At 41.3% G+C, this 25,234-nt stretch carries 21 protein-coding genes; 1 reads left to right on the top strand and 20 read right to left on the bottom strand.

Annotated elements, in window-relative coordinates; all coding sequences use genetic code 11:
- Window positions 1–12 precede the first annotated feature (12 nt).
- The 3 genes from G601_RS0101000 to G601_RS0100990 all read right to left on the bottom strand — a co-directional run bounded on the left by G601_RS0101000 (window position 13) and on the right by G601_RS0100990 (window position 3,255).
- Entirely contained in the window at window positions 13–846 is an 834-nt protein-coding gene (locus tag G601_RS0101000) for a carbohydrate ABC transporter permease (RefSeq protein WP_026492832.1), read from the bottom strand.
- A gap of 10 nt (window positions 847–856) precedes the next feature.
- The gene (locus G601_RS21435) at window positions 857–1,795 is read right to left on the bottom strand and encodes a carbohydrate ABC transporter permease (protein WP_051205451.1); all 939 of its coding nucleotides are present in this window, start codon (window positions 1,793–1,795) and stop codon (window positions 857–859) included.
- 65 nt (window positions 1,796–1,860) lie between these two features.
- Window positions 1,861–3,255 carry an ABC transporter substrate-binding protein gene (locus tag G601_RS0100990; protein ID WP_026664186.1) on the bottom strand — a complete coding sequence of 465 codons (1,395 nt, stop codon included), beginning with the start codon at window positions 3,253–3,255 and terminating at the stop codon, window positions 1,861–1,863.
- A gap of 176 nt (window positions 3,256–3,431) precedes the next feature.
- On the opposite strand from G601_RS0100990, the gene G601_RS24585 reads away from it, so the two are divergent.
- Window positions 3,432–4,376 carry an AraC family transcriptional regulator gene (locus G601_RS24585; RefSeq protein WP_026664185.1) on the top strand — a complete coding sequence of 315 codons (945 nt, stop codon included), beginning with the start codon at window positions 3,432–3,434 and terminating at the stop codon, window positions 4,374–4,376.
- Window positions 4,377–4,482: 106 nt separating this feature from the next.
- On the opposite strand, the gene G601_RS0100980 is transcribed toward G601_RS24585, so the two are convergent.
- The 17 genes from G601_RS0100980 to G601_RS0100895 form a co-directional block, all read right to left on the bottom strand.
- On the bottom strand, window positions 4,483–5,529 hold the full coding sequence (locus tag G601_RS0100980) for a hypothetical protein (protein WP_026664184.1): 1,047 nt from the start codon (window positions 5,527–5,529) through the stop codon (window positions 4,483–4,485).
- Window positions 5,530–5,882: 353 nt separating this feature from the next.
- The gene (locus tag G601_RS24580) at window positions 5,883–7,550 is read right to left on the bottom strand and encodes a leucine-rich repeat protein (protein WP_026664183.1); all 1,668 of its coding nucleotides are present in this window, start codon (window positions 7,548–7,550) and stop codon (window positions 5,883–5,885) included.
- Between the two features lie 271 nt (window positions 7,551–7,821).
- A complete protein-coding gene (locus G601_RS0100970) occupies window positions 7,822–8,988 on the bottom strand; it encodes a HipA domain-containing protein (protein ID WP_026664182.1) in 1,167 nt (388 codons plus the stop codon).
- Window positions 8,963–9,418, bottom strand: coding sequence for a helix-turn-helix domain-containing protein (locus G601_RS0100965; RefSeq protein ID WP_026664181.1), 456 nt, complete (start codon window positions 9,416–9,418; stop codon window positions 8,963–8,965). The genes G601_RS0100970 and G601_RS0100965 overlap by 26 nt, the downstream gene beginning before the upstream one ends.
- Before the next feature lie 156 nt (window positions 9,419–9,574).
- Window positions 9,575–11,050 (bottom strand): sugar ABC transporter ATP-binding protein, encoded by a 1,476-nt coding sequence (locus G601_RS0100960; RefSeq protein WP_026664180.1) that lies wholly within the window; start codon window positions 11,048–11,050, stop codon window positions 9,575–9,577.
- Window positions 11,051–11,075: 25 nt separating this feature from the next.
- A complete protein-coding gene (locus G601_RS21420) occupies window positions 11,076–12,173 on the bottom strand; it encodes a substrate-binding domain-containing protein (protein WP_051205449.1) in 1,098 nt (365 codons plus the stop codon).
- 126 nt (window positions 12,174–12,299) lie between these two features.
- The gene (locus G601_RS0100950; protein WP_051205447.1) at window positions 12,300–13,259 is read right to left on the bottom strand and encodes an ABC transporter permease; all 960 of its coding nucleotides are present in this window, start codon (window positions 13,257–13,259) and stop codon (window positions 12,300–12,302) included.
- A 179-nt stretch (window positions 13,260–13,438) separates the two neighbouring features.
- Window positions 13,439–14,773: an ABC transporter substrate-binding protein gene (locus G601_RS0100945; RefSeq protein WP_026664178.1), complete on the bottom strand. Its 1,335-nt coding sequence runs from the start codon at window positions 14,771–14,773 to the stop codon at window positions 13,439–13,441.
- Between the two features lie 3 nt (window positions 14,774–14,776).
- Complete coding sequence (locus G601_RS0100940) at window positions 14,777–15,463, bottom strand: response regulator transcription factor (protein ID WP_026664177.1); 687 nt, start codon at window positions 15,461–15,463, stop codon at window positions 14,777–14,779.
- On the bottom strand, window positions 15,441–16,796 hold the full coding sequence (locus G601_RS21415) for a sensor histidine kinase (protein ID WP_051205445.1): 1,356 nt from the start codon (window positions 16,794–16,796) through the stop codon (window positions 15,441–15,443). Before G601_RS21415 ends, G601_RS0100940 begins: the two co-directional genes overlap by 23 nt.
- A 60-nt stretch (window positions 16,797–16,856) precedes the next feature.
- Window positions 16,857–17,855, bottom strand: a complete 999-nt coding sequence (locus G601_RS0100930; protein WP_051205443.1) for a substrate-binding domain-containing protein — start codon at window positions 17,853–17,855, stop codon at window positions 16,857–16,859.
- Window positions 17,856–18,351: 496 nt separating this feature from the next.
- A complete protein-coding gene (locus tag G601_RS0100925; RefSeq protein ID WP_026664175.1) occupies window positions 18,352–19,323 on the bottom strand; it encodes a hypothetical protein in 972 nt (323 codons plus the stop codon).
- A gap of 394 nt (window positions 19,324–19,717) precedes the next feature.
- The gene (locus tag G601_RS0100920; RefSeq protein ID WP_196812582.1) at window positions 19,718–19,948 is read right to left on the bottom strand and encodes a hypothetical protein; all 231 of its coding nucleotides are present in this window, start codon (window positions 19,946–19,948) and stop codon (window positions 19,718–19,720) included.
- Window positions 19,949–20,069: 121 nt separating this feature from the next.
- Window positions 20,070–21,827, bottom strand: a complete 1,758-nt coding sequence (locus G601_RS0100910) for a hypothetical protein (RefSeq protein ID WP_026664174.1) — start codon at window positions 21,825–21,827, stop codon at window positions 20,070–20,072.
- The gene (locus G601_RS0100905; protein WP_026664173.1) at window positions 21,796–21,984 is read right to left on the bottom strand and encodes a hypothetical protein; all 189 of its coding nucleotides are present in this window, start codon (window positions 21,982–21,984) and stop codon (window positions 21,796–21,798) included. Before G601_RS0100905 ends, G601_RS0100910 begins: the two co-directional genes overlap by 32 nt.
- Window positions 21,985–22,001: 17 nt before the next feature.
- Window positions 22,002–23,318, bottom strand: coding sequence for a glycoside hydrolase family 32 protein (locus G601_RS21410; RefSeq protein ID WP_051205441.1), 1,317 nt, complete (start codon window positions 23,316–23,318; stop codon window positions 22,002–22,004).
- 28 nt (window positions 23,319–23,346) lie between these two features.
- Window positions 23,347–25,209 carry an extracellular solute-binding protein gene (locus G601_RS0100895; protein ID WP_026492840.1) on the bottom strand — a complete coding sequence of 621 codons (1,863 nt, stop codon included), beginning with the start codon at window positions 25,207–25,209 and terminating at the stop codon, window positions 23,347–23,349.
- Window positions 25,210–25,234: the final 25 nt, after the last annotated feature.

Raw genomic sequence — 25,234 nt, 5'->3', positions numbered from 1 at the left:
CCTCCGTAAGTCTCAATCCTTCAAGCCTGACATCATAACGCCCTTAACAAAAGCATCCTGTGCCAGCAAAAATGCCACAAGCACCGGCAAAACCGCAATCACAGATGATGCCATAAGAACCGGCCAGTCAGTGGAATACATCCCCTTCATGCTCGCAAGTCCCAGCGGCAGCGTGTATTTTCTGGAATCATTGATATAGATAAGTGGTGAAAAATAATCATTCCACACACCCATAAAGCAAAAGATACAAAGTGTCGCAATCGTAGATTTTGCAAGGGGCAGAGCTATCATGAAAAATGTCCTGAAGGGATTACAGCCATCAATTTTCGCAGCCTCCACCAGCTCGTTGGGCACAGTTATGAAAAACTGCCTCATCAAAAATGTTCCAAAGGCGGACACTGATGCAGGAAGCATCAATGACCACAGTGTGTTTACAAGTCCGTAGAAGGACATCTGCAGGTAGTTAGTGATGACAGTTACATGAAAAGGGATCATCATAGTTCCAAGATACAGCAAAAACAGCTTATCTCTTCCCGGGAAATTCAGCTTCGCGAACACATAGCCCGCTGTAGCAGAGGTCATCACCTGAAAAAATACTACCCATGCAGATACTTTAACACTGTTCATGAAATACTGAAGGAAATTGAATCTGCTGGAAATCTGAGTGTAGTTTTCCCATACAAGCCTCTCTCCAAAGAGCTTTGGAGGGAAAACGAACACCTCACCAAGTCCCTTTAAGGAGGATGAAAGCATCCAGATAAAGGGCACAAGCATCGTGAAAGCACCGATAAGAAGCACTACATGAGCTATGGATTTGTTTAATATCAAAATGCGTTTGTTACTCATGTCTACCTCCTTAATAGTTATCACGCATGTTCTTTTCCATGCGCATATTAAAAATCGTTATTCCCATTATTATGAAGAAAAGCAGGTACGCTATAGCACAGGCATAGCCCAGCTTAAAGTACTGGAATGCATTCTGATACAAATAGTGCACAAGCACCGAAGATGATCGTCCCGGACCACCCTCAGTCATCAGCATAACCTGGTCAAACACCTGAAAAGAGCTGATTACAGCCATTACAAATATGAAAAATGTGGTGGGCTTTAATAAGGGCAGCGTAATATATCTAAACTGCTGCCAGAGCCCTGCGCCGTCAAGCTTTGCGGCCTCATAATAGCTGGTGGATATTCCCTGAAGTCCTGAGAGGAAAATGATCATGTTATAGCCTGCACTTTTCCAGATGCCGACGATAGCCAGGGATACAAGGGATGTCCGGGAGTCCAGGAGCCACTTAGGCCCCTGAATCCCAAAGAGAGACAAGAAATAATTCATGATGCCAAATTCAGGGTTATAGATCCACTGCCACACAATCGCAACAACTACCATCGATGTGATGGATGGCAGGAAAAATGCTGCCCTGTAGAACCTTCTGAATGCGATCTTCTGATCAAGCATTACAGCAAGAAGAAGTGAAATACACATTCCTACCGGCACTGTAAGAATAGTATATAGCGCCGTGTTTTTAGTAACTTCCCATACAATTGGATCACTGAACATGGTGATATAGTTACCCAGCCCCACAAACTTAGGCTTCGTCAACATATCATATTTCATGAAGCTAAGTACAAAGGTTGCCACCACAGGCACCAGCATGAACAGAAAGAACCCGACAACATTGGGAAGAAGCATGCCCCATGCCCACGCAGTATCATCCTTCAGTTTTCCCTTTCTCTTCTCCTTTGGTGCCACGTGAGCCTCGATATTACTTATTGATATAGCTGAGCCATTCATAACGTGCTCCTCCCCAATTTATTAACTGCTTAAATCAAAATCATTACGCCTTAGCCTTACTAAAGTTACTTAGACATTGCTTCCTTTATTGCTTCGTCTATTCTGCTATCAATGTTTTTAACAGTTGTGTCAATATCCTGATCCATCTTGAAGAACATATCTGTTTCCTCTTTGATGATATCGCGCGCCTGAGCTGACTTCTGAATTGCACCCGGATCTACAGCTGCATCCTTGAAATAATCCAGCATCAATTTATAGCTGTCGCCGTGAACCTTCTCGTCATACCAGCCCTCAAGCTGATCGCCTTCGTACATCGAATAGCGGTTAGGCATCCAGAGCCCCGTCTTGCAAAGTGCACCCTGATATTCCATTCCGGAGAGGAACTTAAGGAATTCCCAAGCTTCTTCGGGATGAGCACAGGTTGAAGATATAGCATGAAGATGTGCCTGACCTGTTGTAAGCACCTTGCCATAGGAAGGAAGCGGTGCCATACCAATATTCATTCCTGAAGCTGCCAGCTCCTGAAGTGACCATGAACCGTCCACAAGCATTGCCACTTTTCCTGTCTCAAGCATCTGTGCTGCTGACATTCCAACTGCATCAAGGGTTGAAGAATCCGGAGCTGAGCCGTCGTCCACACGGATAGCCTTGATTGTCTCAAGAACCTCCTTAACCTCAGGTGTATCCATTGTACTCTTGGTAAAATCTGCATTATAACGTGTTCCGCCGTTTGAAAGAATCTGCGCATTAAGTGTATCTGCAACGGATTCCATTCCATAAACGCCGTAAACATCATCAGTTGTAAGTGATTTTGCCACATCACGGAACTCATCGATAGTCCAGCACTTTGCAGGATCTGAGCTGGGATAAGGAACGCCCGCTGCGTCAAAAACATCTTTGTTGTAGTAAACGATAGGAGATACTGTACATGAAGAAATTCCATAAATATGACCGTCGATATCCATAATCGTACGGGATGACTCAATGAAATCATCGAAGGAGTAATTTTCGTCGAACTTGTCAGTGAGCTCCATGAGCGCACCTGCTGCTGCGATCTGACGATAACTCTCTGAAGATACGAACATTACATCCGGAAGTGCACCTGCTGCAGCTGAAGAAAGGATTTTCGCATTGTACTCTGAGCCTGCAAGGCCAGGTGTGTAAGAAACAGTAATATTGGGATGCTGAGCTTCAAAGGCTGCTATTCCATCCTTTACCGCCTGAGTCTCCAAGGGTGATGCTTCCCATCCCATAAATACCAGCTCAACCTTTTCACCGGACTCACTTTTCTGTGCTCCTGCCACAGTTGCCTCTTCAGTAGATGAAGAAGCTACATTTGTCTCCTCATTTGAAGAAGCGGCAGTATCACTATTCGCAGATGATCCACATCCAACAAGTCCAAGACTCATTGTTGTAACTGCCATTGTCAAAGCCAGCGACATCCATACTTTCTTTCTCATACTAATCCCTCCTGATGGCTAAAGACCCTCTGTCTTTTGCGCCAAAATCACATTCCCCATGATGTGCACTTTCACAGAGAATACTATTGCAAGTTTCTCTCGCGATGATATAAATATAAATAAAAGCACATGTAACAACAACTCACATACCGATAGAAAAGGTGGACAAATCCCATATGTTATTCTGCGTATATGACCCATCTCATCCTGTTCAATATTTAAGTAGTGGAATTTTAGTCAGAAAAGACGGCTTTCTTCATGAACGAAGAAATATAGACTCTTTTGTTCTTATTCTCGTATCCCAGGGAACTCTTCACATCACCCAAAATGGTATCAATTATGATGTTTCTGAAAACGAGGCGATAATCCTGTTCCCTCACAGGACTCATTACGGCTACAAGCCAAGTAAGGGGCCGCTGTCTTACTACTGGACTCACTTTTACATAACCGATCCCGATTACCACATCTACAACCAGAAGGCTCTGATGCGCAACAACACCATTATGACAGGACTTCGCAATTCATACAGCACCAACATGCTGGCACCCTCCTATCAGCCGGAGCAGGCCCGGGAAGCAGGTGAACTCTTCGTACTTCCGGAATACATTCATCTGAAAAATGACATCCGCACAGTGGTACTTTTCACTCAGCTCCTTGATATCTCCAGAAGGGACAGCTACCAGCTGAACTGGCGAAGCCGCTATGCACTAAACCTGCTGCTCGCAGAATTCCAGGCCGAATGTAACGAAGTACAGATGCTCCACCTCGATTCAGACAGCCCCACATCAGTGCGCGCCGTCACCGAGTGGCTACGCACACATTTCGATGAAAAGATTACCGTAGCAGATCTCGCAGAACAGTTCGGCTATAACCCAACCTATCTGACGGCACTTATAAAAAAGCACACGGGCTTTACTATAACTGAGCTCCTAAGCTACTACCGCATCAACGTTGCCAAGGGTATATTATCCTCCGATGCCAGCACCTCTGTGAGGCGTGTTGCGCTTCTTTGTGGCTACTCCGATGAGAAGTATTTCATGAGGGTATTTCGCAAGGTTGCAGGAATGACGCCAAAGGAATACCGCGCAGCCTTCACAGAGAAAAAGCTTGTGACAAAATAAATGTGATTTTAATACATCATAGCCATGAAATACTATATAACTGTCTTTGCAAATTAATTGGAAGGAGCGGACACAATGCCCGCTCCTTTCTCATATACTTATATCCTTACCACTGAATATCCACTGTCTGTTCAGCATTTTCTTTATGGAGTAAATCTTCCATAAGCTTTTTCTGATATTCCTTATTTTCTGTAGCTTTTTTTAGATCATCAAACCTTCCGGCTTCAATTAAAATAGAATTCAAACTATTAATTGAATCCGTAACTTGTCCCGTAACTTGTGAGGTGACCTGCTCTGTAACTTGTGCAGTGACCTTCTCTGTAACCTCTGCGGTGACCTTCTCTGTAACCTTCTCTGTAACCTCTGCGGTGACCTTCTCCGTCAATTCTCGATCGTGAATTCTCTGTCTATCCCATTCCTTCATATAGGTTTTAGTCACCTCCGATCTATCTTTGACATTATTTACTATATCGCTTAGTCTATGCGTCTCTTCACCTGGATTTTCTCCCAGTTCTCCTGTTACAATATATTTTACCATTTCGGCCAGAACATTGCCATGTGTATTACCGCTGGGGATATTGTAATTACCACCGGCATAAAGGTAAATGTACCTTTTCCCATCATCATATTCTATATCTCTATGGCTTATGAGTGTGGTCTTTGCTTCGTAATACATATCCCCTGCAAGGAAGGGATCATAAGATAAAATCGTTATGGAAATATAGTCCGGAAGTGTTTCATAGAATTTTCCTGAACTTAAGAGTTTTGATTCTACAATTGATGAATAATACCTATGCCTTTTCGGAAGTTCCTGCCTGTCTGCCTCCCTGTCCTCCATCTCTATATCATATACAGATGAAACCTCGCCATCAGCTGTCCTGCTATGATCAATATATACGTCAAATCTTATACCATGTTTGCCTTTATCACTTCCGGTAAATACCTTCTGCGGTTTTGCGCTGTCAACACTTATCTTATAGCCAACTACAGCGCTTATGATGATCTGTGCAACCTCTTTGGCTCTTTCCTCATCCTCCATCACATAATTGAACAGGAAATTGTTGATCAAAGTCATTGATTTTACTGCATTTTTCGCCTCTTCAAAAGTGATTGTATCGTTGTTTGTTTCTATAGTTTCAATCTTTTCTGACACATTTGTGCCCTCCTTAATCTTTTGTATCAGATGAACATAAAGGCACAGAATATCAAAATACGGGGAAGTAATCTTTAATACTCAATTTATCTATTTCAAAACACTACTATAAAAATGTGGAAATAACGGGTGAACACCCGGATACCTATATGGTCGTCTGACCGAATATGATAATACAAAAACATAAATAATTTGTCAACGCCTTATCAGAATATGATTATACATTGTAGGTTATTACTATTTTTTAACTAAATAACGATACTTTTCAACAATTTATTTTTCTTTATACTCACTTTTACGTGAGAAAGGAGCGGACATTGTGCCCGCTCCTTCCTAATATACTTATGTACTTATTACTTAACGTCTGCTGTCTTCTTAGCATTCTTCTTAACATGCTTAACGATCTTGTCTTTATACTTGCCCTTAGCACCCTTTACGCGGATCTTAGCCTTGTCAGGCTTAACCCTGAATGCCTTATCACCAATCTTGATCTTACCCTTCTTGGTTGTCTTGATTGTGATCTTCTTAGCCTTTGACTTGTAGAATGCCTTGTCACCAATCTTTTTAACTGACTTAGGAATAATGATTTCCTTAACGTCTGCTCTCTCAAGAGCTTTGGCAGCGATTGATGTTACATTGTACTCATTGCCGCTGCGATCCTTAACCTTCTCAGGAAGGCTGATCTTCTTAGCCTTTTTGTCTGCGTCTGTCGCAACGTACTCAACCTCGGGATTTGAAGGATCTGCGTTTGTTACAACATATCCTGTGTATTCGCCGTTAGCATCCTTAAGCTTACTCTCTACAGGTGCAAGCTTGCCGGGCTCTGAACCATCGTTCTTGTCAGCTTCTGCAGCTGCTGCAAGAGCGTTTTCTGCTGCCTTGTTAGCTGCTGCGACTGCTTCATCCATCTCTTTCTTGACTTCTTCAATTGTTTTATCTTTATATGATCCTAATGCAGCCTCGAATGCATCTTCTATATCTTTAAATGCCTTTTTAACATCCGTATCATTTAGCAAACCAGCCTTTTGAGCTTCCTCATGAACTGCTTTATATTCTTCTACTGCTTCCTTATATGCCGTTTCAGCTGCTGCAGATGCCTTGCTTAAAGTGTCTGCTGCAGTTTTTGCTGCATCAGCCGCTTTTCTTGCAGCTGCAGCTGTATCTGCTGTTGGATTCTCCGAAGCTTTCTTTGCTGCCTCGTTCGCATCCTCTGTTGCTTTTTTTGCTGCATTTAATGCTGAAACAGCAGCATCTATCTTACTCTTTGTAGTAGTATTTACTAATGCTTCTACATCTTCAGCATCATCAATTAAAGTAGCTTTGTTTACATGCCATACTGCAGTTAGAATTGTTGCTCCAACTTTTCCATCCCAAGATGAGTAATTATCTAATGTTGCATTTTGATCATCAACAGTTTTTCCAGCATCAAGATTAACTACTCCATCACCATCTAAATCCCAACCAGCAAAGTCAAAACCATCTTTAACAGGATCAGGAACCGCATAGCTTGCATTAGTATCATACTCCTTTTCATCCGGAACTCTATCTCCTGTGACAAAATGCCCCCCGTCCAAGTCATATGATAGTTTATTTTTTCCTTTTGATAACTTTCCTGTAAGAACGGCTGGTGTTACGAGTGTTGTTGCGGTTATACTAACATTTCCAAAAGTATCTGTAGACGGATCATATAATCTACTACCACTTTCCCAATATAAGATTTCACCTTTAGGAGTATCACTACCATATACATCCTTATAATTTGGTAGTAAATGATTAAGATCACCATTTACAATTACATGAGTAACATTTGCGGCTGCCACTGATTGGGCTGAATCCATTTTATGTACAAACTCTGCTGTAAAAACCTTTCCATTTACTGAGACAAATTGGATTTGATCATCAGCTCTTGCAGCCATCGCCGTAACACCGATTCCAGACAGCATGGATATTGCCATTGCTACACTTGTGAGGAGTGGTAAGGCTCTACGCTTTAAGCTCCTCATAAAATTCGTTTTCCTCATAAGAAAACCTCCTTCATAGAAAATAATTTTCATTTACGATATGTTATACCGAAAATAAGTTACATCGCCTTAATAACATTATTACCATGCATTTACGATATATTCTATACTTTTGATCATTAAAAAATCGTGAAATACATGAATATTTCATAAAATTAAGTCATATTTCAATCTCTTACTCCCCCGATTAAATTGCGCAAAATGCGCTTATTTCCTACATTTGCATCAAAAATAGAGCCATGACTTTCCAGCCATGGCTCCACTCATCACATTATTTATTTTTCTCTTTATACAACGAGATTTTCATCCCCTTCTGCATATCTTCTGCCATCTCAATTTTTGTTTTATAATTTGCCGCAATGAACTCCGCTTTATCCTCCGGAATCCCATATCTTACGTAATAAGCTTTCGTCTCATCCGGAGAAGGAAGTTTTGCCAGATTTACCACATTTGCATTTTCAATATGGGCTATCATTTTTTCTTCCGAATCATGAAAGGCTGTAATCTTCCTCTCCAGTATTTCCCTTCGTGAAAGAGGTTTTACTCTCTCGGAAGTATAAAACATACTATTTCCTGAATCAAAAATAGGAGCAGGACAAATAAACTTCATGGTTTCTACATCCCTAAGTACACCAAAATTAAGTAAATGCTCATCGGTATTACTTATGATAAAGTCTGTAAGGGTTTGATAATCCATATATTTCTGTGCACTTTCCCTGTCGATACCATTTTCAGCGCATACGTCTATGAATGTATCATACAAAGACCGCTCATTTTTCCTTTTACATGATTCAATTATCTCATATGCAGGAACAAATTCCACTTCCTTGGATGTAAAGGACTTGCATAAACACTGCAAACTGTTATCTGACGATCTGCGCCTTATCATATAATCAGTGTATTCAATCCCTGCGTTAAGCCTTTTATGTAATAGCGATGCAAAAGACTCATTTATAGCCTGCTGCCCATGAAATGTTGATGCAGTTTTTACAAGAATAGGAGTATCTTGCGACACATCCCAATACTTTTCCATCTGTCCGCTTAGCGAAGCATTTGGGTCGTACGATGTCGCATTATGGAAAGGAATCTTTGTCCTATAGTACTGTCTTTGCTCATATAAGTTTATGTCATCATAATCAAGTTTTGCCTCTATCGGGCAAATCCAATATGCATCATTAAGGCTTAATCCTAAGTTTTTTGCCAGATATGCCTCACCATTTACACAATCATTATCCCTTAAAACTTGCATAAAGGTACTTCTGGTTCCCGGGACTGCCCTGATTGCCCACCATTTTCGCATATTGGCCGTAGTAGCATTTCCTAAAAAGGGAGCTTTCCCAGGATCAATATTTTCATACGCCTGAAGCTGACCGGTATCTTTATCAAGAGATACTATCCCACATATATCATTTTTATGCTTTAGAAGATATCTTTCCATCCTTATACTCCTTAGCTATTTTCTTAAGTTCCAATTCCTCCAGTAGCTGTTCTATCTCCTGCTTGGCAAAAATCGGAGCATACTTGAAATTATCAGGGATTATATATGACCGCTCCATAACACGGTTATACTTATTTCCCTCAATTTCTACTATGAGTTCCATAGTATTTCCGGCATCATGCCATATATAGTCTATGTCCTTGTATCTTCCTTCAACATTATCCAAAATGGCAAACGGATCTAATAAATCTTCAATTTTCACATCAAAAAAAGCCGCCATTTTCATAAGTGTTGTACCGGAGCAGGAGTTAACCTGCTGTTTTTGGTTTATCAGCTTATTGATGGTTGTATATTGCAAACCACATGATTTTGCCAATTGTCTCTTGCTTATCTTTTTCTCTTCAAAAAGCGCTATTACTTTTTCATTCATGCCTATGTCCTCGCACCTTTAATTATAACACTGCAATGTTAAATTGACACCATATTGTTAATTTAACATTGTAGTGTTAACCATCCAAGTATAAAAAACCGGCCAATGTTATTTAAACACCAGCCGGCATAAGTTATTTCTTATTCTATTATATTTTTACATTGTCGCGTATCTCATTATAGTTTCTTCCGAGAATTCATCCTTTTGAAGTTCTCCTGTTATTCTGCCTTCATTCATGACGCAGATCCTGTCACAGGTGCCTATGAGCTCAGGCAGTTCTGAACTGACCATGATGATGGATAGTCCCTGCTCCAGAAGGGAATTCAGAATAGTGTAGATTTCACGCTTTGATCCTACATCGACACCTCTTGTCGGTTCATCTACCAGAAGTATCTTGCAGTCTGCAGCAATCCATTTTCCCAGAACAACCTTCTGCTGATTGCCACCGGACAGGTTCTTTACGTTTGCATCTCTCCCCGGTGTTCTGATATTGAATAGCTTGATATATTTATCAGCCGCATCCGTTTCCTTTTTCCTGATTATCTTGCCAAACTTGTTGCTATATAGCGGTAGCGCAGGAAGGGATACATTAAATACCAGGCTGTTATTCAGCTGAAGTCCTTCTACCTTTCTCTCCTCCGGAACTATGCCAAATCCTGCTTCCAGAGCCTGTTTGATATTATCAAACTTACGCTCCTTCCCAAAGAGTGTGATCTTCCCACTATCAATTTTATCTGCGCCTATGATGGCTCTCAGTGTCTCTGTTCTTCCTGCTCCGGCGAGGCCTGCCAGGCCCAGCACTTCTCCCTTATGAAGCTCCAGCGACACATTATCCAAAACACCTTGTCTTGTCAGACCATCAACCTTAAGGACTACATCTCCTATTTTCACATCTCTTGAAGGATAGATATCGCTCATCTGTCTGCCAACCATCTTTTCAACAAGCTTATCCGTATCGTAATCCTTCGTCATGCCATTCTCAACCAGCTGGCCGTCCTTCATGATGGTTACCTTATTACACAACTCGAAAATTTCCTTGAGCCTGTGTGAGATGTAGACAAAGGATATTCCCTGTTCAGAGAGAGATTTCACCAGTTCGAAAAGTGTCTTTAGTTCCTCATCAGCCAGTACTGCTGTAGGTTCATCAAGAACTATTATCTTAGCATTCTTGGACAGAGCCTTGGCGATTTCAACCATCTGCCTCTTAGCCACGCTTAAGTTACCTACGAATTCTCCGGGATCCACAGGCAGATTTACACGGTCCAGAACTTCCTTTGCATCAGCTTTCATCTTAGCGAAGTCAATTTTCCCAAATTTGTCCGTCGGATACCTGTTCTGATATATGTTTTCTGCCACGGTAAAATGAGGCAGGAGCATGAGTTCCTGATAGATAACAGCGACTCCCTTTTCTATCATCAAAGCTGGCGTCGGGTGTTCTATCTTTTCACCGTCAATGATGATTTCTCCCTCATCGAGGGTATAAGCTCCTGACAAAATTTTCATCAGTGTGGATTTGCCTGCACCATTTTCTCCAACTAATCCCAGTATATCTCCGTCGCACAGCTCTATTGACAGATCATCCAGTGCCTTGACACCCGGAAAAGACTTTGAAATATGATTCATCTTTAACATGAGCGTTTTCTTCCTTCACTTTTTATTACTGAAGACCTGTTCCAAGGTGCTCAGCAACGTTCTCTTTTGATACAAGAGTGGGAATACAGTTTACTACTTCATCCTGGGGCTGCTTTGTAAGTACATTGTATGCAGCGATCATAGCCTCGGGGGACATTGTAGGATAGATGATCGTGAATGCCATCTGTCCGTTCTCAACCATCTGGAATGCTGCTTCTTCGCCGTCCATACCTGTGATGAGAATGCCCTCGTTATCACGTCCTGCAGCAACTACTGTCTCAGCAACAGCTTCTGCCATGGGATCGTTGTGGCAATATATTGCCTGGATTTCGCCTTCACCATACTTCTGAAGCATATCTTCCATGTAGGAAGCAGCCTTTGCAGAATTGAAATCACAATCCTGTGAATCTACGATTTTGATATCAGGATACTTGGAAGCTATTGTCTCCTCGAAACCTGCCTGACGGTCGATTGCAGCAGATGATCCGGTAGTTCCGCATACTTCTATGACATTACCTTTGCCGCCCATCATCTCTGCAAGCTTATCTGCAGCCATAACTCCCATTTCCTTATTATCAGCTACAACCTTTACAGTAACAGGTGTATCTACTTCACGGTCCATTGTTACAACAGGAATACCTGCATCCATTGCCTCCGCAACAGCATCTGTCAGACCGTCTGATGTAAGAGGTGATACCATGATAAGGTCAACTCCTCTTGATATAAGGTCCTCAATATTTGCAGCCTGAGTTGCAACGTCGCCCTGTGCATCCGTTTCAACCCACTGCAGGTTCGGATAATGCTCCTTTGCGTATTCCTGATTTCTCTCCTTGATTGCGATTGTATATGCAGCATCAGTTGCTCTCTGTGCATATCCTATTGTAAAAGTTTCGTCTCCGCTGGGTTCATCTACTGTGGCTGTTGCCTCGTCTTTTATCTCTTCTGTCGAAGCCTCTTCTGTAACTTCCTCTGCAGCCTCTTCTGCCACTTCTGTCGTCTCTTCTGCTACAGCCTCTTCTTTTGCAGGCTCCTCTGTCTTTGTCTCGGCAGGAGCAGATCCGCAGCCTGAGAGCGATACTACCATCACACCTGTTAATAATGCAGACAATACTTTCTTATTCATTTTCTTCCTCCTTATCTTATAAAAAGATACATGTAAGTTGCGACGAATTCTCTCTTCGTCAGTTCTATTTCACATCGGGAAAAGTGAGGGCAATTATCTACTTCCCGAAAGTAAAATCATTTGTAATTATTTCTTTTTCGCAGAGATACCACCAATAAGTACTGCAAAGATGACTATCAGACCCTGTACGATATTCTGCATGTAGGAGTTTATTCCAACCAGATTCATGATGTTTGATAAAACTGTAAGAAGGCATGCTCCAATAAGAGTTCCAGATATTTTGCCGACACCTCCCATGGTGGATATTCCGCCTATGTAGCACATTGAGAGAGCATCCAGCTCGTAGCCTTCACCTGCTGTAGGATCGCAGGAGGACAGCTTTGAAGTAAGAACAAGAGCTGACATGAAGCTGACAAAAGCTGTAATTATAAAGCAAATAAGCTGCGTCTTTTCAACATTTATTCCGTTAAGTCGTGCTGCCTCGCGGTTATCGCCTATAGCGTATACACTTCTTCCAAACCAGGTGTATTTAAGGATGTAAAATCCTATGAGGAACATTACCAGGAAAATGATCACAGGTACGGGAATGAATCCAACATATCCCTGACCGATGAACTTGATATCGATTCCGGTTGCTCTCCAGTTCTGAGGTGAACCATTTGAAATGTATTTCGACAATCCTCTAAGCGCTGTCATGGAACCAAGTGTCATGATGAAAGGAGCAAGCTTACCTTTTGCAATTCCAAGTCCGTTTAAAAATCCTATGAGTATCGCAGTTGCAAGCGTGATCGGTATTGCTATAAAAGGACTAATATTATTCTTGAGCATCTGTGCGATCATGATTCCGTATACCGCAACCTGTGATCCTACCGATAGATCAACGCCGCCTGTCAGACAAACAAATGTCATTCCCAGAGCAATGATTCCGTTTATGGAGATCTGTCTCATGACATTTATGATATTTGCTCCTTTTAAAAAGCTGGGACTTACAAAGGCTCCTACTATGCACAGCGTTATCAGTGCCCACAAGGTCCCCATTTCAGAAATCCATTTTTTTGAAGACTTCTCTTTTTTTGCTGAGTTCATAACAATCCTCCCATACCTTTATGTAAATCTTTTTCTTTTCAGCCCGGTTCTTTGTATTTGACTGCTTTAGAATATAAAAAAAATGACGCTGGTATAAGTACCAAACGTCATTACTATTTGTAAACAAATATCATATTTTTTAATGACAAATGTCACTTGCAAAATCACATTTGCCGTTTTTAGTTATGAATGGTTTTGAGAAAATTGTTGATGCTTCTAGCCTGGATAACCTGCTCCATGCGGATATTTGCATCACTTTTAAGTATCTCACTAACTCCCGTATCCACCGCATTTACAGCTTCATTAAACCCTGAAAATCTGTGGGTAAAAATAGCATTCTGCATGGTATATTCCAAGGTCTCTATATTGGGACTCTCATCCATTCCGGGGAGCATCTCATTTTCCTTTACAAGTTCAGCCTCCGTCACATCCCTGCATACGGATATTCCTTCAGAGAACTCAAAGATCCCTGCCTGAATATCTTCATCACAGGTGAGCAGCTTCATAAATTCCCAGGCTTCATTCTGCATTGGAGTTTCCGAATACATGGCAACTGATATCAGATCAAGAATAGATGCATTATCACCATCAGGCCCTGCCGGCATTGTAAGATAATCCCAGTCAAAATCCGCATATCGGCTTGCATGAACGGGATTGTTCAAATATGTTCTGTAGCTTGAAAAATTCATGGGCCAAAAGGCGACATTACCGTGCTCAAAAGATATGTCGGCACTTCCGCTTCCTGAGTACAGAACATCCAACTGGTCAAGGAACATAAGTGCATTGTACACTTTCTCATCAGTAAAGTTGCTCTCCGTTCCCTCCTTGTTGAATAAAGTCACGTTGTTTGAGGCAAATGCCTCCTCCCAGGAATAATCAGCTACGCCTACCTGATCGATAGTTCCGTTGCCGTCTGTGTCCTTAGTGACCTTTTTACATATGTCGTAGAAATCATCCCAGGTCCACTTTGAGGAAGGCAGCTCTATTCCTTCATTTTGCAGAATTGTACGATTTACAAACATCAGGTCCGGTGCACATTCCACTGGAAGTGAATACCTTACGCCATCAGCTTCTCCGGCTGAATATGCAGCCTCATAAAAAGCTCCGGCATCAAAGTCTTCGTCTTTTTGTATCATGCTATCCAGATTTTTAAGTGCCCCTATGTCGCGAAGCATATTGAAATCTTCGGGAATAACAATAAAAACATCCGGTGCAGTCCCCTGTATTATCTGCTCTGCCAGCCACTCAGAATAGTCATCCTTCAAGATTCCCTTTTCATAAACAACCTTTATATTGGGATTTTGTTCCTCATATTTTTCAATCACGCTGTCTATGAATTTGTGCTGATTTCCGTTTTGCTGGTTCCAGTAGCTGTCCGAAAAAACACCCACCGTCAAAACATTTTTTTGATGAAAAGGAATTGATCTCCACCAGTCCGTTGTAAGGAAGATAACAATTATCAGAATAAAAAGGGAGAGCCAATATTTAATTTTTTTATTATCACGCTCTGTCATCTTTTAATTCCGTTCGTTGTTTTTATTGTTCATCCTGCTCATTGCATCTGACTGCACAGCCCAGATTGCAAGCTGAGTTCTGTTCTTAAGCCCCAGCTTATTTAAAATATTGCTGAGGTTATTCCTTATTGTTCCTTCGGAGAAATTGAGCTTCGTTGCAATCTCCTTATTTGACAGGCCTTCAACAATGCCTTCGATGATAGCCCATTCGTTTTCCTTTATCTCATTTATACTCTGCTCGTCAACCTCAACTGAGTCCTTTGATTTAGCCATCTCCGAAAAGAGCTTTAGTACTTTATTGGTGATGTCATCATTCATAATAGCCATGCCGCTGTGGACTTTTCTGATTGCTTCAATGAGCTCCTCAAAGGAAACGCCCTTTAACAGATATCCGCTGGCTCCGTTTTTAATCGCATTGAAGACATATTCATCATCGTCAAAAGTTGTAAGTATTATTATTTTGATATCAGGTTCGTTTTCCTTGATTATCTTGGTGCACACAACCCCATCCATCTTGGGCATGCGCACGTCCATCAGGATCACATCGGGCTTATTTTCTCTGATGCTCCTTATGACGTCCGTTCCGTTTGATACAGCACCGGTTACCTCAAAATCTTCAACTCCTCCCAGTATCATTTTAAGACTCTGACGCATCAGCTCCTGATCATCAGCTATCAGTATTTTGATCATGGTTCCAGTTTACCTCCGTTCCCCAGCGAATCGGTATCTCTGCGCGAAGCAAAAATCCGTTATTTCCATCACAATATAATTTTCCGTCGAGCATCTGCAAACGCTCCTCCATATGGCTAAGTCCAAAGCCCTTATTAAGATCCGGACATCCGCAGCCATTATCCCTTATGATAATGTTGATCACATCATCAATCTTGTTTATCATGATCCAGATATCCTGAGGTTTTCCGTGCCTTACAGAATTAGTGATCCCTTCCTGAACGGTTCTATAGAGCGCTTCCGCTTCATCTTCGCCAAAAGCATCCCTCAAATCCACAACGCAGTTATAGTGAAAACGAATACCGGTGGACCTGCGCATTTCATCTATCATCTGCTCAATCGCAAGATCAAGGGGCATGCTTTCAAGGCCATCGGGTTTTAAGGCTCTCACCGATCTGCGTACATCCTCCATCCCTCGGTGAGCGACCTCTGAGATAGCCATTAGCTGTTCCTTTACAAGCTCTCTGTTAGTGTCGAACAGCATGATGCAAGCTTCTATTCCTGTTACAATTCCTGTAAGTGAATGCCCTATCGTATCGTGAATCTCTCTGGCCAGGCGGTTTCTCTCACTAGTCTGTGCCATAAGTGCCGACTTTTCGGAGTACTCCTCAAGCTTGGCATTTGCATCCCTTAGCTGTTCGTTCAGTGACAAGATGCGCTCATTTTCACTCATCTGAATTCTGACGATGAAGAACATATAGCACATGAACAGAAATACATTAAAAAGCCTTCCAACATTTATTATCCCCTGGAATATTTTCGCATAATCGCTTCCGTAGTAATTCAGGTAATCCGAAAAATCTGTTACCGGAATCCAGATGGATAGTATCTGGCTCTCCAGTAAAAAATAACATACTCCAACCAGCATAAAGGTTATGTTTCGGTTCCATCTGCCAATGGGACGCCTTATCAGATTGGCGATTATCATGAGGAACATACCCATGTAGCAAAAGCTCATAATTCTTGATAGCACAATAACGATTATTGTCTCTGCTATGAGTTTTAATAAAAAATGTATCCCCGGGTCTGTCTCCGTTGTGAGCAGCAACAGCAGACATGCATAAAGAAGTCCCGATGAAAGTATCGACTCAAAAGGACGCGCAGGAATATGCCTGGAATTCATGAGAAATGACAGCGCAGAGCCTTCATGAACGTATCCCCAAAGGGCATGATACATGATAAATACTATAAACAGCAGGATCCAGAAATTAAGGTGCATCATGAGATTCACCAACAGATCCGGAAGTCTGTAATCTTTTTCTATTATTGTGTTATTGCCATCTGTGTTCTTCATATTGCTTTATTGTAATTTATTATTCTAATGCATTTTGTCTTGTTGCTATTTGTTTTATGGTTACTGCCATCTGTCTTTTTCAAATTGACTGATGTTATCCTGTGTCACGATATCGACCGGCACCGTGATACTTTTTTCTATCTCATTACCTGCAATCAGGTCGTATAGAACATCTGCTGCTTTCTCACCTATTTTCGTGGGAAACTGCACCACCGAAGCCTTCATCATTCCGGCAGATATCAGGGCCTTGGCATCAGGGGAAGCATCCACAGCGTATACGTTAACGCTCCCTGACAGCCCCTTTTCCTGAAGCGCTGCCACTACGCCTTCAGCAGCGGGGTCGTTTAAGCAAAATACCGTGTCAAAATCATGTCCTCCCTTAAGGTATTCGCTCATCCGCTGAAGTGCCTTTTCATACTGACCGTTGCAATCAATCTGGCACTCCACCGTATAGTCAGGATTCCTTGAAACTGTATTCAGAAAACCTGCCACACGCTGCCTTCCGGATACTGCACTGGTGTGAGTCATGACCACAATTTTGCCGCTTTTTTGCGTCTGTAACATATATTCTCCGTCAAGACACCCCGCATTATAATTGTCCGAAACAATAGTGCAGTTGATAAGATTCTCCGTACTTACATTTGAATCCACAACAATCACAAATACGCCCTTTGCCCTGGCTTCGATCAGCACATCCACAAGGCCGTCCGGGTCCACCGGAGTGAGGATCAGAGCATCGATGCCCATTTTCAGCATCTCCCTTATCTGTTCCTTCTGTCTCTTCACATTCATACCGGGATCACGCAATATAATTTTGTCACCCTCGGCCTCAACTCTAACTCTGACCTGCTCATGAATTATCCTGAAAAATTCATTGTTCATGGTCATATAGCTTGCGCCTATTAGTCTGGAGCCTTCCTTCTGATTTTTAGATAGATCAATAGATTTAATAGATATCAGAATTCCTACTGAGAACAGAGCAAGATACACTACTGCCAAAGCAAGGCAGTATACCTTTTGGTATTTTTCTTTCTTCTTGAAATTATTAATAACGCCCAAATTCAGATCCCCACATAATCACTTTTTTCGTTCTCTATACAGCGAGACTTTTATTCCATTTTGCAGCTTATAAGCCATCTCTATTTTAGTATTATCTTGTTATTTTAACACCCTATAGTTAATTTAACTTAAACTTCGCACATAAAAAAGTGCTTTAGAACCTTGATAATTCAATAAGAACTGGCATTTTTAAAGGCGTGAAGCCTCTGCATTTGGTATAATTTAAGTACCACCAAAAACCATCCCAAGGGAGACTCACGCCTTGGCTAAAATTATATCACAGAACGACTACGATTCTAAGCAGATTACAATCAATAATATTATTACAACCAAATCACAATGTTGTCTCTACTTTTGAGCATTAAAAACCATGACTTATGTAAATGTTTCATAAAATTCTGTTTTGCACAAATCAATCTTGTATGTTTATTCTCACTCTTACACGCGAAAGGAGCGGACACATTGCCCGCTCCTTTCTCATATACTTATATCCTTACTACTGAATATCCACTGTCTGCTCAGCATTCTCTTTATGGAGTAACTCTTCCATAAGTTTTTTCTGATATTCCTTATCTTCTGTAGCTTTTTTCAGATCATCAAACCTTCCGGCTTCAATTAAAATAGAGTTCAAACTATTAATTGAATCCGTAACTTGTCCCGTAACCTTCTCTGTAACCTCTGCGGTGACCTTCTCCGTCAATTCCCGATCGTGAATTCTCTGTCTATCCCATTCCTTCATATAGGTTTTAGTCACCTCCGATCTATCTTTGACATTATTTACTATATCGCTTAGTCTATGCGTCTCTTCACCTGGATTTTCTCCCAGTTCTCCTGTCACAATATATTTTACCATTTCGGCCAGAACATTGCCATGTGTATTACCGCTGGGGATATTGTAATTACCGCCGGCATAAAGGTATATGTACCTTTTTCCATCATCGTATTCTATATCTCTGTGGCTTATGAGTGTGGTCTTTGCTTCGTAATACATATCCCCTGCAAGGAAGGGATCATAAGATAAAATCGTTATGGAAATATAGTCCGGAAGTGTTTCATAGAATTTTCCTGAACTTAAGAGTTTTGATTCTACGATTGATGAATAGTACCTATGCCTTTTCGGGAGCTCCTTCCTGTCTGCCTCACGGTCCTCCATCTCTATATCATAAACCGATGAAACCTCTCCATCTACGGTCCTGCTGTGATCGATATATACATCAAATCTTATTCCATGTTTGCCTTTATCACTTCCGGTAAATACCTTCTGCGGTTTTGCGCTGTCAACACTTATCTCATAGCCAACTACAGCGCTTATAATGATCTGCGCAACCTCTTTGGCTCTTTCCTCATCCTCCATCACGTAATTGAAAAGGAAATTGTTGATCAAAGTCATTGATTTTACTGCTTTTTTCGCCTGTTCAAAAGTGATAGTATCGTTGTTTGTTTCTATAGTTTCAATCTTTTCTGACACATTTGTGCCCTCCTTCATTTTTGTATCAGATGAACATAAAGGCACAGAATATCAAAATACGAGGAAGTAATCTTTAATACTCAATTTTTCTATTTCAAAACACTACTATAAAAAATGTGGAAATAACGGGTGAACACCCGGATACCTATATGGTCCTCTGACCGAGTATGATAATACACAAATGAAAATGATTTGTCAATGTTCCATTAAAATATGATTGTATATTGTAATTCATTACTACTTTTTAACTAAATAACGATATCTTTTCAACAATTTATTTTATACTCACTTTTACGTGAGAAGGGAGCGGCCATGATGCCCGCTCCCTTCTGAAAAGTGATTGAAGAAAAGTAATCTTACATGAGAAACTCTCATGTAGTTTTCTTATGATGGGTTATTTAACCTTTGTCTTGCCATTCTTTACGTTAGGAAGTGCGTTAAGTATTTCCTTATTCTTAGCCTTATACTTACCAGTAGCCTTGATCCATCCACCCTTCTTAATCTTCTTGAAGGACTTAGCCATCTTCTTTGTAAGCTTGAGACTCTTAATCTTAATCTTCTTAACCTTACTCTTCTTGAAAGCATTAGGATTGATTCTCTTAATGTTCTTTAACATCGAACTCATCTGCAACTATATTAGGAACTATTGTGGCTGTATTTTCGTCTGCGCCAGCCGTCCATACAACATCACTAATGTCCCTGCTCATAAAGGTTGATATCATCCCAATCCAGTCGCATATCTATTCTCATTTCTTCAATCCAAAATTTCTCAAGGCCTGTATGAATGCTCTTCGCCTTGAATATTCATTCCTATATTTTTCCAAAATGGTTGCCTTTTTTGTAATTCCTCTCGACTCTGCAACTTCACCATATGCTGCTATAAAGCTTGCACACTCTCCATAGTAATTACGTCTGTTGGCTCCCATTATGCCTGCAGTTCTCTGTTCAATCAGGTTACCCAACATTCTCATCCACTTTTTGTAATCTGACTCATTTACTTTTATTCCGGATTTCCATTCATCAAACAATTCATAAAATGTATCGGTACTGCTTAATGGTTCGTCTACATATTCTCCTAAACCCCTATAGTACTTTTCTGCATCAAAACCAATTCCGGAAACAGCCATATTCAGCATGCTTCCTAATCCACTTGGCAATGTTTCACCTTTATATAGCAACATCATAAATAGTGCTATTCCCTGCTTCATAAAAGTTGAAGACCATCCAAGAGCTGCTTTTTCACTCATCCCGCTTTTTATTACAGTTTCAAAGTCTCCCTCAAAAAATTTGACCGCCAAATAGTCATTTCGTCCCATATCGTTCTCTTCAGGCATTCCCGATCTATACACTGTGGTATTTCTATTATTCTTGAATTTTTCGTATCCATCCTCGCATTCTTTATGGATTGTTTTAGCAAAAGCGGAATAATTGCTATGTTTCATTAACAATCGAAAAAAATTTGTAAATGTAGTATCTGAACTAAAGGCCTCTAACCAACAGTATTCCTGAAAAGATTTCTGATTATTTTTGTATGCATACTCTGCAGTTAAAAGCGCAACATCTGCTCTGACTTTATAATTATTTGGAATCTTCTTTAATGCCTCTTCTCCAATATCAAGCATTCTACTATCTTCGCCACTATCAACCCCATTTACAAGAATTTCTTTATATAACTCCGGATGATTATCCGTATGTTTTCTGGCATTCTCCAGAATTTGGTTATCATCTTTTAGCATGGATTGGGCTTCTTTCAGCATATCTTTTATACCCCATCCGTTTCTTGTGCCAAGAATATTACTCCAATCCACAATAAACTTGTCAAATTCAGGCAGGACATAGCCACCAAGTTCTATAACCTTTTTCAATTGAAAGCTATACGGTCTTAAATTCTCATACAATCTAAACATAGCCTCAGCTCTTTCGGAAATATCATTTCCAATATATGCCAAAAACATTGACTCATTTACCATATTGTCAAACGAACCATCTAATAGTCCATGATCATATAGCTCATTTATTCCCAGCGGAGATCCTTCATAATCAGCCCAATCACCGGTAGCTGAAACCTCAGTAATTGACAATTGTTCTGCAAGGTTGTATCCATCTTCATATTGCTCTGTATCTATACATTTGTGCAACAAAGAAATAGCTTCCTCAACATCAGGAAGAATTCTATCTCCATCCATAAATAAAACTTCGTCCTCGTCACTGGCATACCAGTCATCATATTCCTCGTTATACTCGCTATCCAGGCATCTTTCGCCTTCTTCGATCTCCTGAAGAACTTTAATCATTTTTTCAACTTCATCATGGACTGTTTTAGCACCGGGATTTTCGCCAGTTTTATGACTTAATCCCTTCGCATTCTTCATCATCCGAAGAAATGAATCTCTTCTCCCCTCAGGAAGACTTTGCGCTACATCAATTATAAAAGAACGTAATTCTTCCTCTGGCATTTTTTCAAGCACACCGTTAACCTGTTTCAAGAATTGCGGTAATGTCATTTGAATTCTCCTCCATTTCTTTTCTGCTACTAAATAATTCAATTTCTCCTTTGATGTTAAACATTATCTCAAATAAGCTGTGGCATAATTTGGACTTCAAACTCATTGCCATTACAAAAATACCGGCTGATGCTTCTCTATCATCAGCCGGTAACATGAAATTTCTATTTATCTTTAGTAAATCATACCCACTTTAAGGTTTCCTTCTCCGCTCTCGAAGCTGATCCTGTTGCACTCTATGCTCCTAAGATGAGGAAGATCCGTCATCTGAAGGATTGTATCATCACCGGTAGTAAGCTCGATTATGCCTCTGTCGTAGACAATAGTCACCCTATCCTTTCGGTTTCTTCCTATGATCATAAAATCAGACACCACTCCGTCTGATACGGAAAACACTCCGGTTTTGCTGTTATAGCTCATTGTTACGAAGGGTTCATTTTTCCCGCTTTCATATAGCTTTATAACACTTTCTGACGGATCATTAAGCTCAAGGAAAAGTGCACTATCCTTTGATATATAAGATGACTCCCCCTTTGTTAGCTCAGATACCGGCTGCACACGTGAGCTTATTTCTTCAGGTATGCCATGTCTGATAACATAATCTCCACCTGCCTTTTTGAGTGTAAGCTCTCTAGGAATTCCCATTGCACTTGTGGTCTGATTATAGACACATTTGGTTCTAAGCCATGGAATCTGTATCACCCTGCCCTTTGGATCCCCCGACCAGGTCTGAGCTGCATAGGGAAGTGTTGTAATAAAATACGCTTGCTTTTTATCCTGAGTAGGTGTGAATTTATATCCGTCAAAATCGCCCACAAAGTACATTCCGTCTGCTGCCCAGAATACCCATCTCTTTTCAGAGACGTTCCCGTCATCGCCTATGACCGGAAGCTCGAATAAGTCAGGGCACTCGAAACCGCCTTCAAGTGTAATGCGCTGCGATAACTCAAAATTCTGCATATTCTCGGATCTGAAAATTCCAAAATCATTTTTCTCTATCCAGAGTACCAGTACATAAGCCTTGGACTCTTCATGCCAGAATACCTTAGGGTCACGATTGTCAGGCGCCATCTCCTGCAAAAGTTTATCGCCCCGTTTTATAAGGGAGGCTCCACCATCAGTGCTGTACGCAAGTCTGATGGTGAAGTAAGGATTGGAAAGACCTTCGTCAAAACCTGCAGCAGTATAGGGAAAAAGTAATGCATCCTTTGGAAGTCCAAGCTCACCTCTGTCATTTCTAAGTCCGCATCCTGAGTACATCATTCCGTTTTCATCTGGATATAATACAGGTTCCAGTTCTTCCCAGTGTATGAGGTCAGTGCTTCTTGCGTGTCCCCAGGTCATGTCATCCCATTCCACTCCGTTCGGATTACTTTGATAATATAACTCGAATATTCCGTCATGATACACCAATCCGTTAGGGTCATTTAACCAGCCATAATCCGGTGCGAAATGCATAATCGGATAGCAATTCTCTTTCCTGCTGCTCATTTTTGTCTAATCTCCTTGTTACTGTTACTTAATTCTTCTTGCTTCTGTCCACAGCTGTCTGATAAATAGATACGATATCGTTAACGCCTGCGCTCTCAAGCTCTCCAAGATATGCATTCCAGCTGTCATCTGTAACACCTGTTGTGATCCATGTATTGATATATCTGTCCACAATATCGGACACTGTAGGCTGGATCTGTGCAAGTCTTGTAAGCTCATCTGTTGTCATAAGAACACGGGGAACAGCTGTGTATTCTTCCATAATCTCATCTTTACCGTTTGTTCTCTGGTTCTCAAGGAGCTGTACTGCATCAAATGCATAACCTGCTGCACCGACCTTATCGCTTCCTTCATAGTCATCATAGTATTTATCAAGAATGATCATAGAACCACGGCAAGGTGTTGAGTTAACTCTCGCATCACCGAATGTCTGGTAAGCATCCTGCTGAGGCATGTAGTGTCCGTCAGCATCAAGAGGTGTTCTGATGACTCCGTCAGCATCTTCCTTGTAGTTGTATCCGATTGCACCCCAGTTTGAAGTAACTGCAACCTTGGGATCGCCAGCCATGTAGTCAACGAATCTTGCTACTACATGAGGGAATTTGCATGATGTTGTAATAGCTGTATTAGATGAATCCTGAAGCTGTGAGAAGTTGTTAAGGAATCCGCTCTTACCTGCTTCACCTGTAAGTCTGGGGATTGCTACATACTGATCATGTACATCAAGATTTGTGATCTCCTGATCTGTCCATGTTCCGAATACACCTATACGTGCAACGTCTTCCTTGATGATTGACTGCTTGTAGGAAGCACTTTCATCTGCCTCAAAAGAGCCTTCCCAGATAAGACCTTCGTTATAGAGCTCATTGAAAAATTCAGCAGTCTTTCTGAATGCTTCATCCTGAGCAGTAAATACAACCTTATCATCGATTATTCTCATGTGGTCAGCATATGCATTACCACCGCAATATGAATCAGCCTGTCCAAAGCAGCCTGTAAGTCTGTAGAAAATATTGTAGGAACCAAATGTATCTGTTGCACCAAACCATGAAGCCATAGGAATTTCATCAGCTTCGCCGTTTCCGTTAAGGTCGCCTGCATCCTTGAAAGCCTTGAGGCAGTCTACAAGTTCATCAACTGTTGTGGGAACTTCTTTTCCTACCTGATCAAGCCAGTTCTTGTTGATAAGAAGGGGACCGGGTGTAAGAACAAGTCCGTACATCTCCTCGATATAAGGGAAGCCGTAGGTGTGACCGTTAGGTGCTGTGATCTCCATCCAGTATGTAGGATGCTCATCAAGGATTGCCTTTACATTGGGCATATACTCATTGATAAGGCCCTCTGTCTCTACGAAAATATCCTGATCAGCGTACTGAACAACTATATTACCGGATTTACCATCACCAAAGTTCCAGAATACATCAGGAAGATCCTGCCCTGAAGCAAGCATCAGGTTAATCTTCTCCTGAGCGCCCTCTCCGGGAATAGGCTGCCAGTCAAACTCAACACCTGTGTCCTCGAACCACTTTTTGCACATCTCAAGTTCGCCGGGCTCAACAAGACGATCTGCTGTATTTACGAGAAGCATTGAGATTTTGCCATACTTTTCTTCAAATGCTGCAGGATCCTTGATAATGGGAAGTGTGCCGTCAAGCTGGATAAGTCCTGCATCAACAGCCTCCTGCTCCTCAGGTGTAAGACCTGCATCTGCCGCAGATGTAGCTGTTTCAACTGCTTCTTCAAGCTTCTCAGCATTTTCGCTGGGTGCAGATTCAGTAGTTGTCTCAGCTCCCTGATCTGTTGCCTGGTTCGCTGCCTGATTACCGCAGCCTGCAATCACTGATGCAGACATGGCAATTGTAAGTAGTGATGCCAACAATTTCTTTTTCATAAATAAATGTCCTCCTTATAAAAAA

It is taken from the genome of Butyrivibrio sp. FC2001, assembly GCF_000424125.1.
GTDB lineage: Bacteria > Bacillota > Clostridia > Lachnospirales > Lachnospiraceae > Butyrivibrio.
Note: the sequence above shows the minus strand (reverse complement) of the source record. Positions and strands in the feature narration are given on the sequence as shown.

Bases quoted from the DNA above. Each gene is read 5' to 3' on its own strand.
- G601_RS0100965 (WP_026664181.1), bottom strand. From the start codon at position 9,418: ATGAATGAAAAAGTAATAGCGCTTTTTGAAGAGAAAAAGATAAGCAAG.
- G601_RS24580 (WP_026664183.1), bottom strand. From the start codon at position 7,550: ATGAGGAAAACGAATTTTATGAGGAGCTTAAAGCGTAGAGCCTTACCA.
- G601_RS0100970 (WP_026664182.1), bottom strand. From the start codon at position 8,988: ATGGAAAGATATCTTCTAAAGCATAAAAATGATATATGTGGGATAGTA.
- G601_RS21435 (WP_051205451.1), bottom strand. From the start codon at position 1,795: ATGAATGGCTCAGCTATATCAATAAGTAATATCGAGGCTCACGTGGCA.
- G601_RS0100990 (WP_026664186.1), bottom strand. From the start codon at position 3,255: ATGAGAAAGAAAGTATGGATGTCGCTGGCTTTGACAATGGCAGTTACA.
- G601_RS0100905 (WP_026664173.1), bottom strand. From the start codon at position 21,984: ATGTTACCGGCTGATGATAGAGAAGCATCAGCCGGTATTTTTGTAATG.
- G601_RS0100960 (WP_026664180.1), bottom strand. From the start codon at position 11,050: ATGTTAAAGATGAATCATATTTCAAAGTCTTTTCCGGGTGTCAAGGCA.
- G601_RS21415 (WP_051205445.1), bottom strand. From the start codon at position 16,796: ATGAAGAACACAGATGGCAATAACACAATAATAGAAAAAGATTACAGA.
- G601_RS24585 (WP_026664185.1), top strand. From the start codon at position 3,432: ATGTTATTCTGCGTATATGACCCATCTCATCCTGTTCAATATTTAAGT.
- G601_RS0100920 (WP_196812582.1), bottom strand. From the start codon at position 19,948: ATGAGTTCGATGTTAAAGAACATTAAGAGAATCAATCCTAATGCTTTC.
- G601_RS0100945 (WP_026664178.1), bottom strand. From the start codon at position 14,773: ATGACAGAGCGTGATAATAAAAAAATTAAATATTGGCTCTCCCTTTTT.
- G601_RS0100940 (WP_026664177.1), bottom strand. From the start codon at position 15,463: ATGATCAAAATACTGATAGCTGATGATCAGGAGCTGATGCGTCAGAGT.
- G601_RS21410 (WP_051205441.1), bottom strand. From the start codon at position 23,318: ATGAGCAGCAGGAAAGAGAATTGCTATCCGATTATGCATTTCGCACCG.
- G601_RS0100895 (WP_026492840.1), bottom strand. From the start codon at position 25,209: ATGAAAAAGAAATTGTTGGCATCACTACTTACAATTGCCATGTCTGCA.
- G601_RS21420 (WP_051205449.1), bottom strand. From the start codon at position 12,173: ATGAATAAGAAAGTATTGTCTGCATTATTAACAGGTGTGATGGTAGTA.
- G601_RS0100950 (WP_051205447.1), bottom strand. From the start codon at position 13,259: ATGAACTCAGCAAAAAAAGAGAAGTCTTCAAAAAAATGGATTTCTGAA.
- G601_RS0100910 (WP_026664174.1), bottom strand. From the start codon at position 21,827: ATGACATTACCGCAATTCTTGAAACAGGTTAACGGTGTGCTTGAAAAA.
- G601_RS0101000 (WP_026492832.1), bottom strand. From the start codon at position 846: ATGAGTAACAAACGCATTTTGATATTAAACAAATCCATAGCTCATGTA.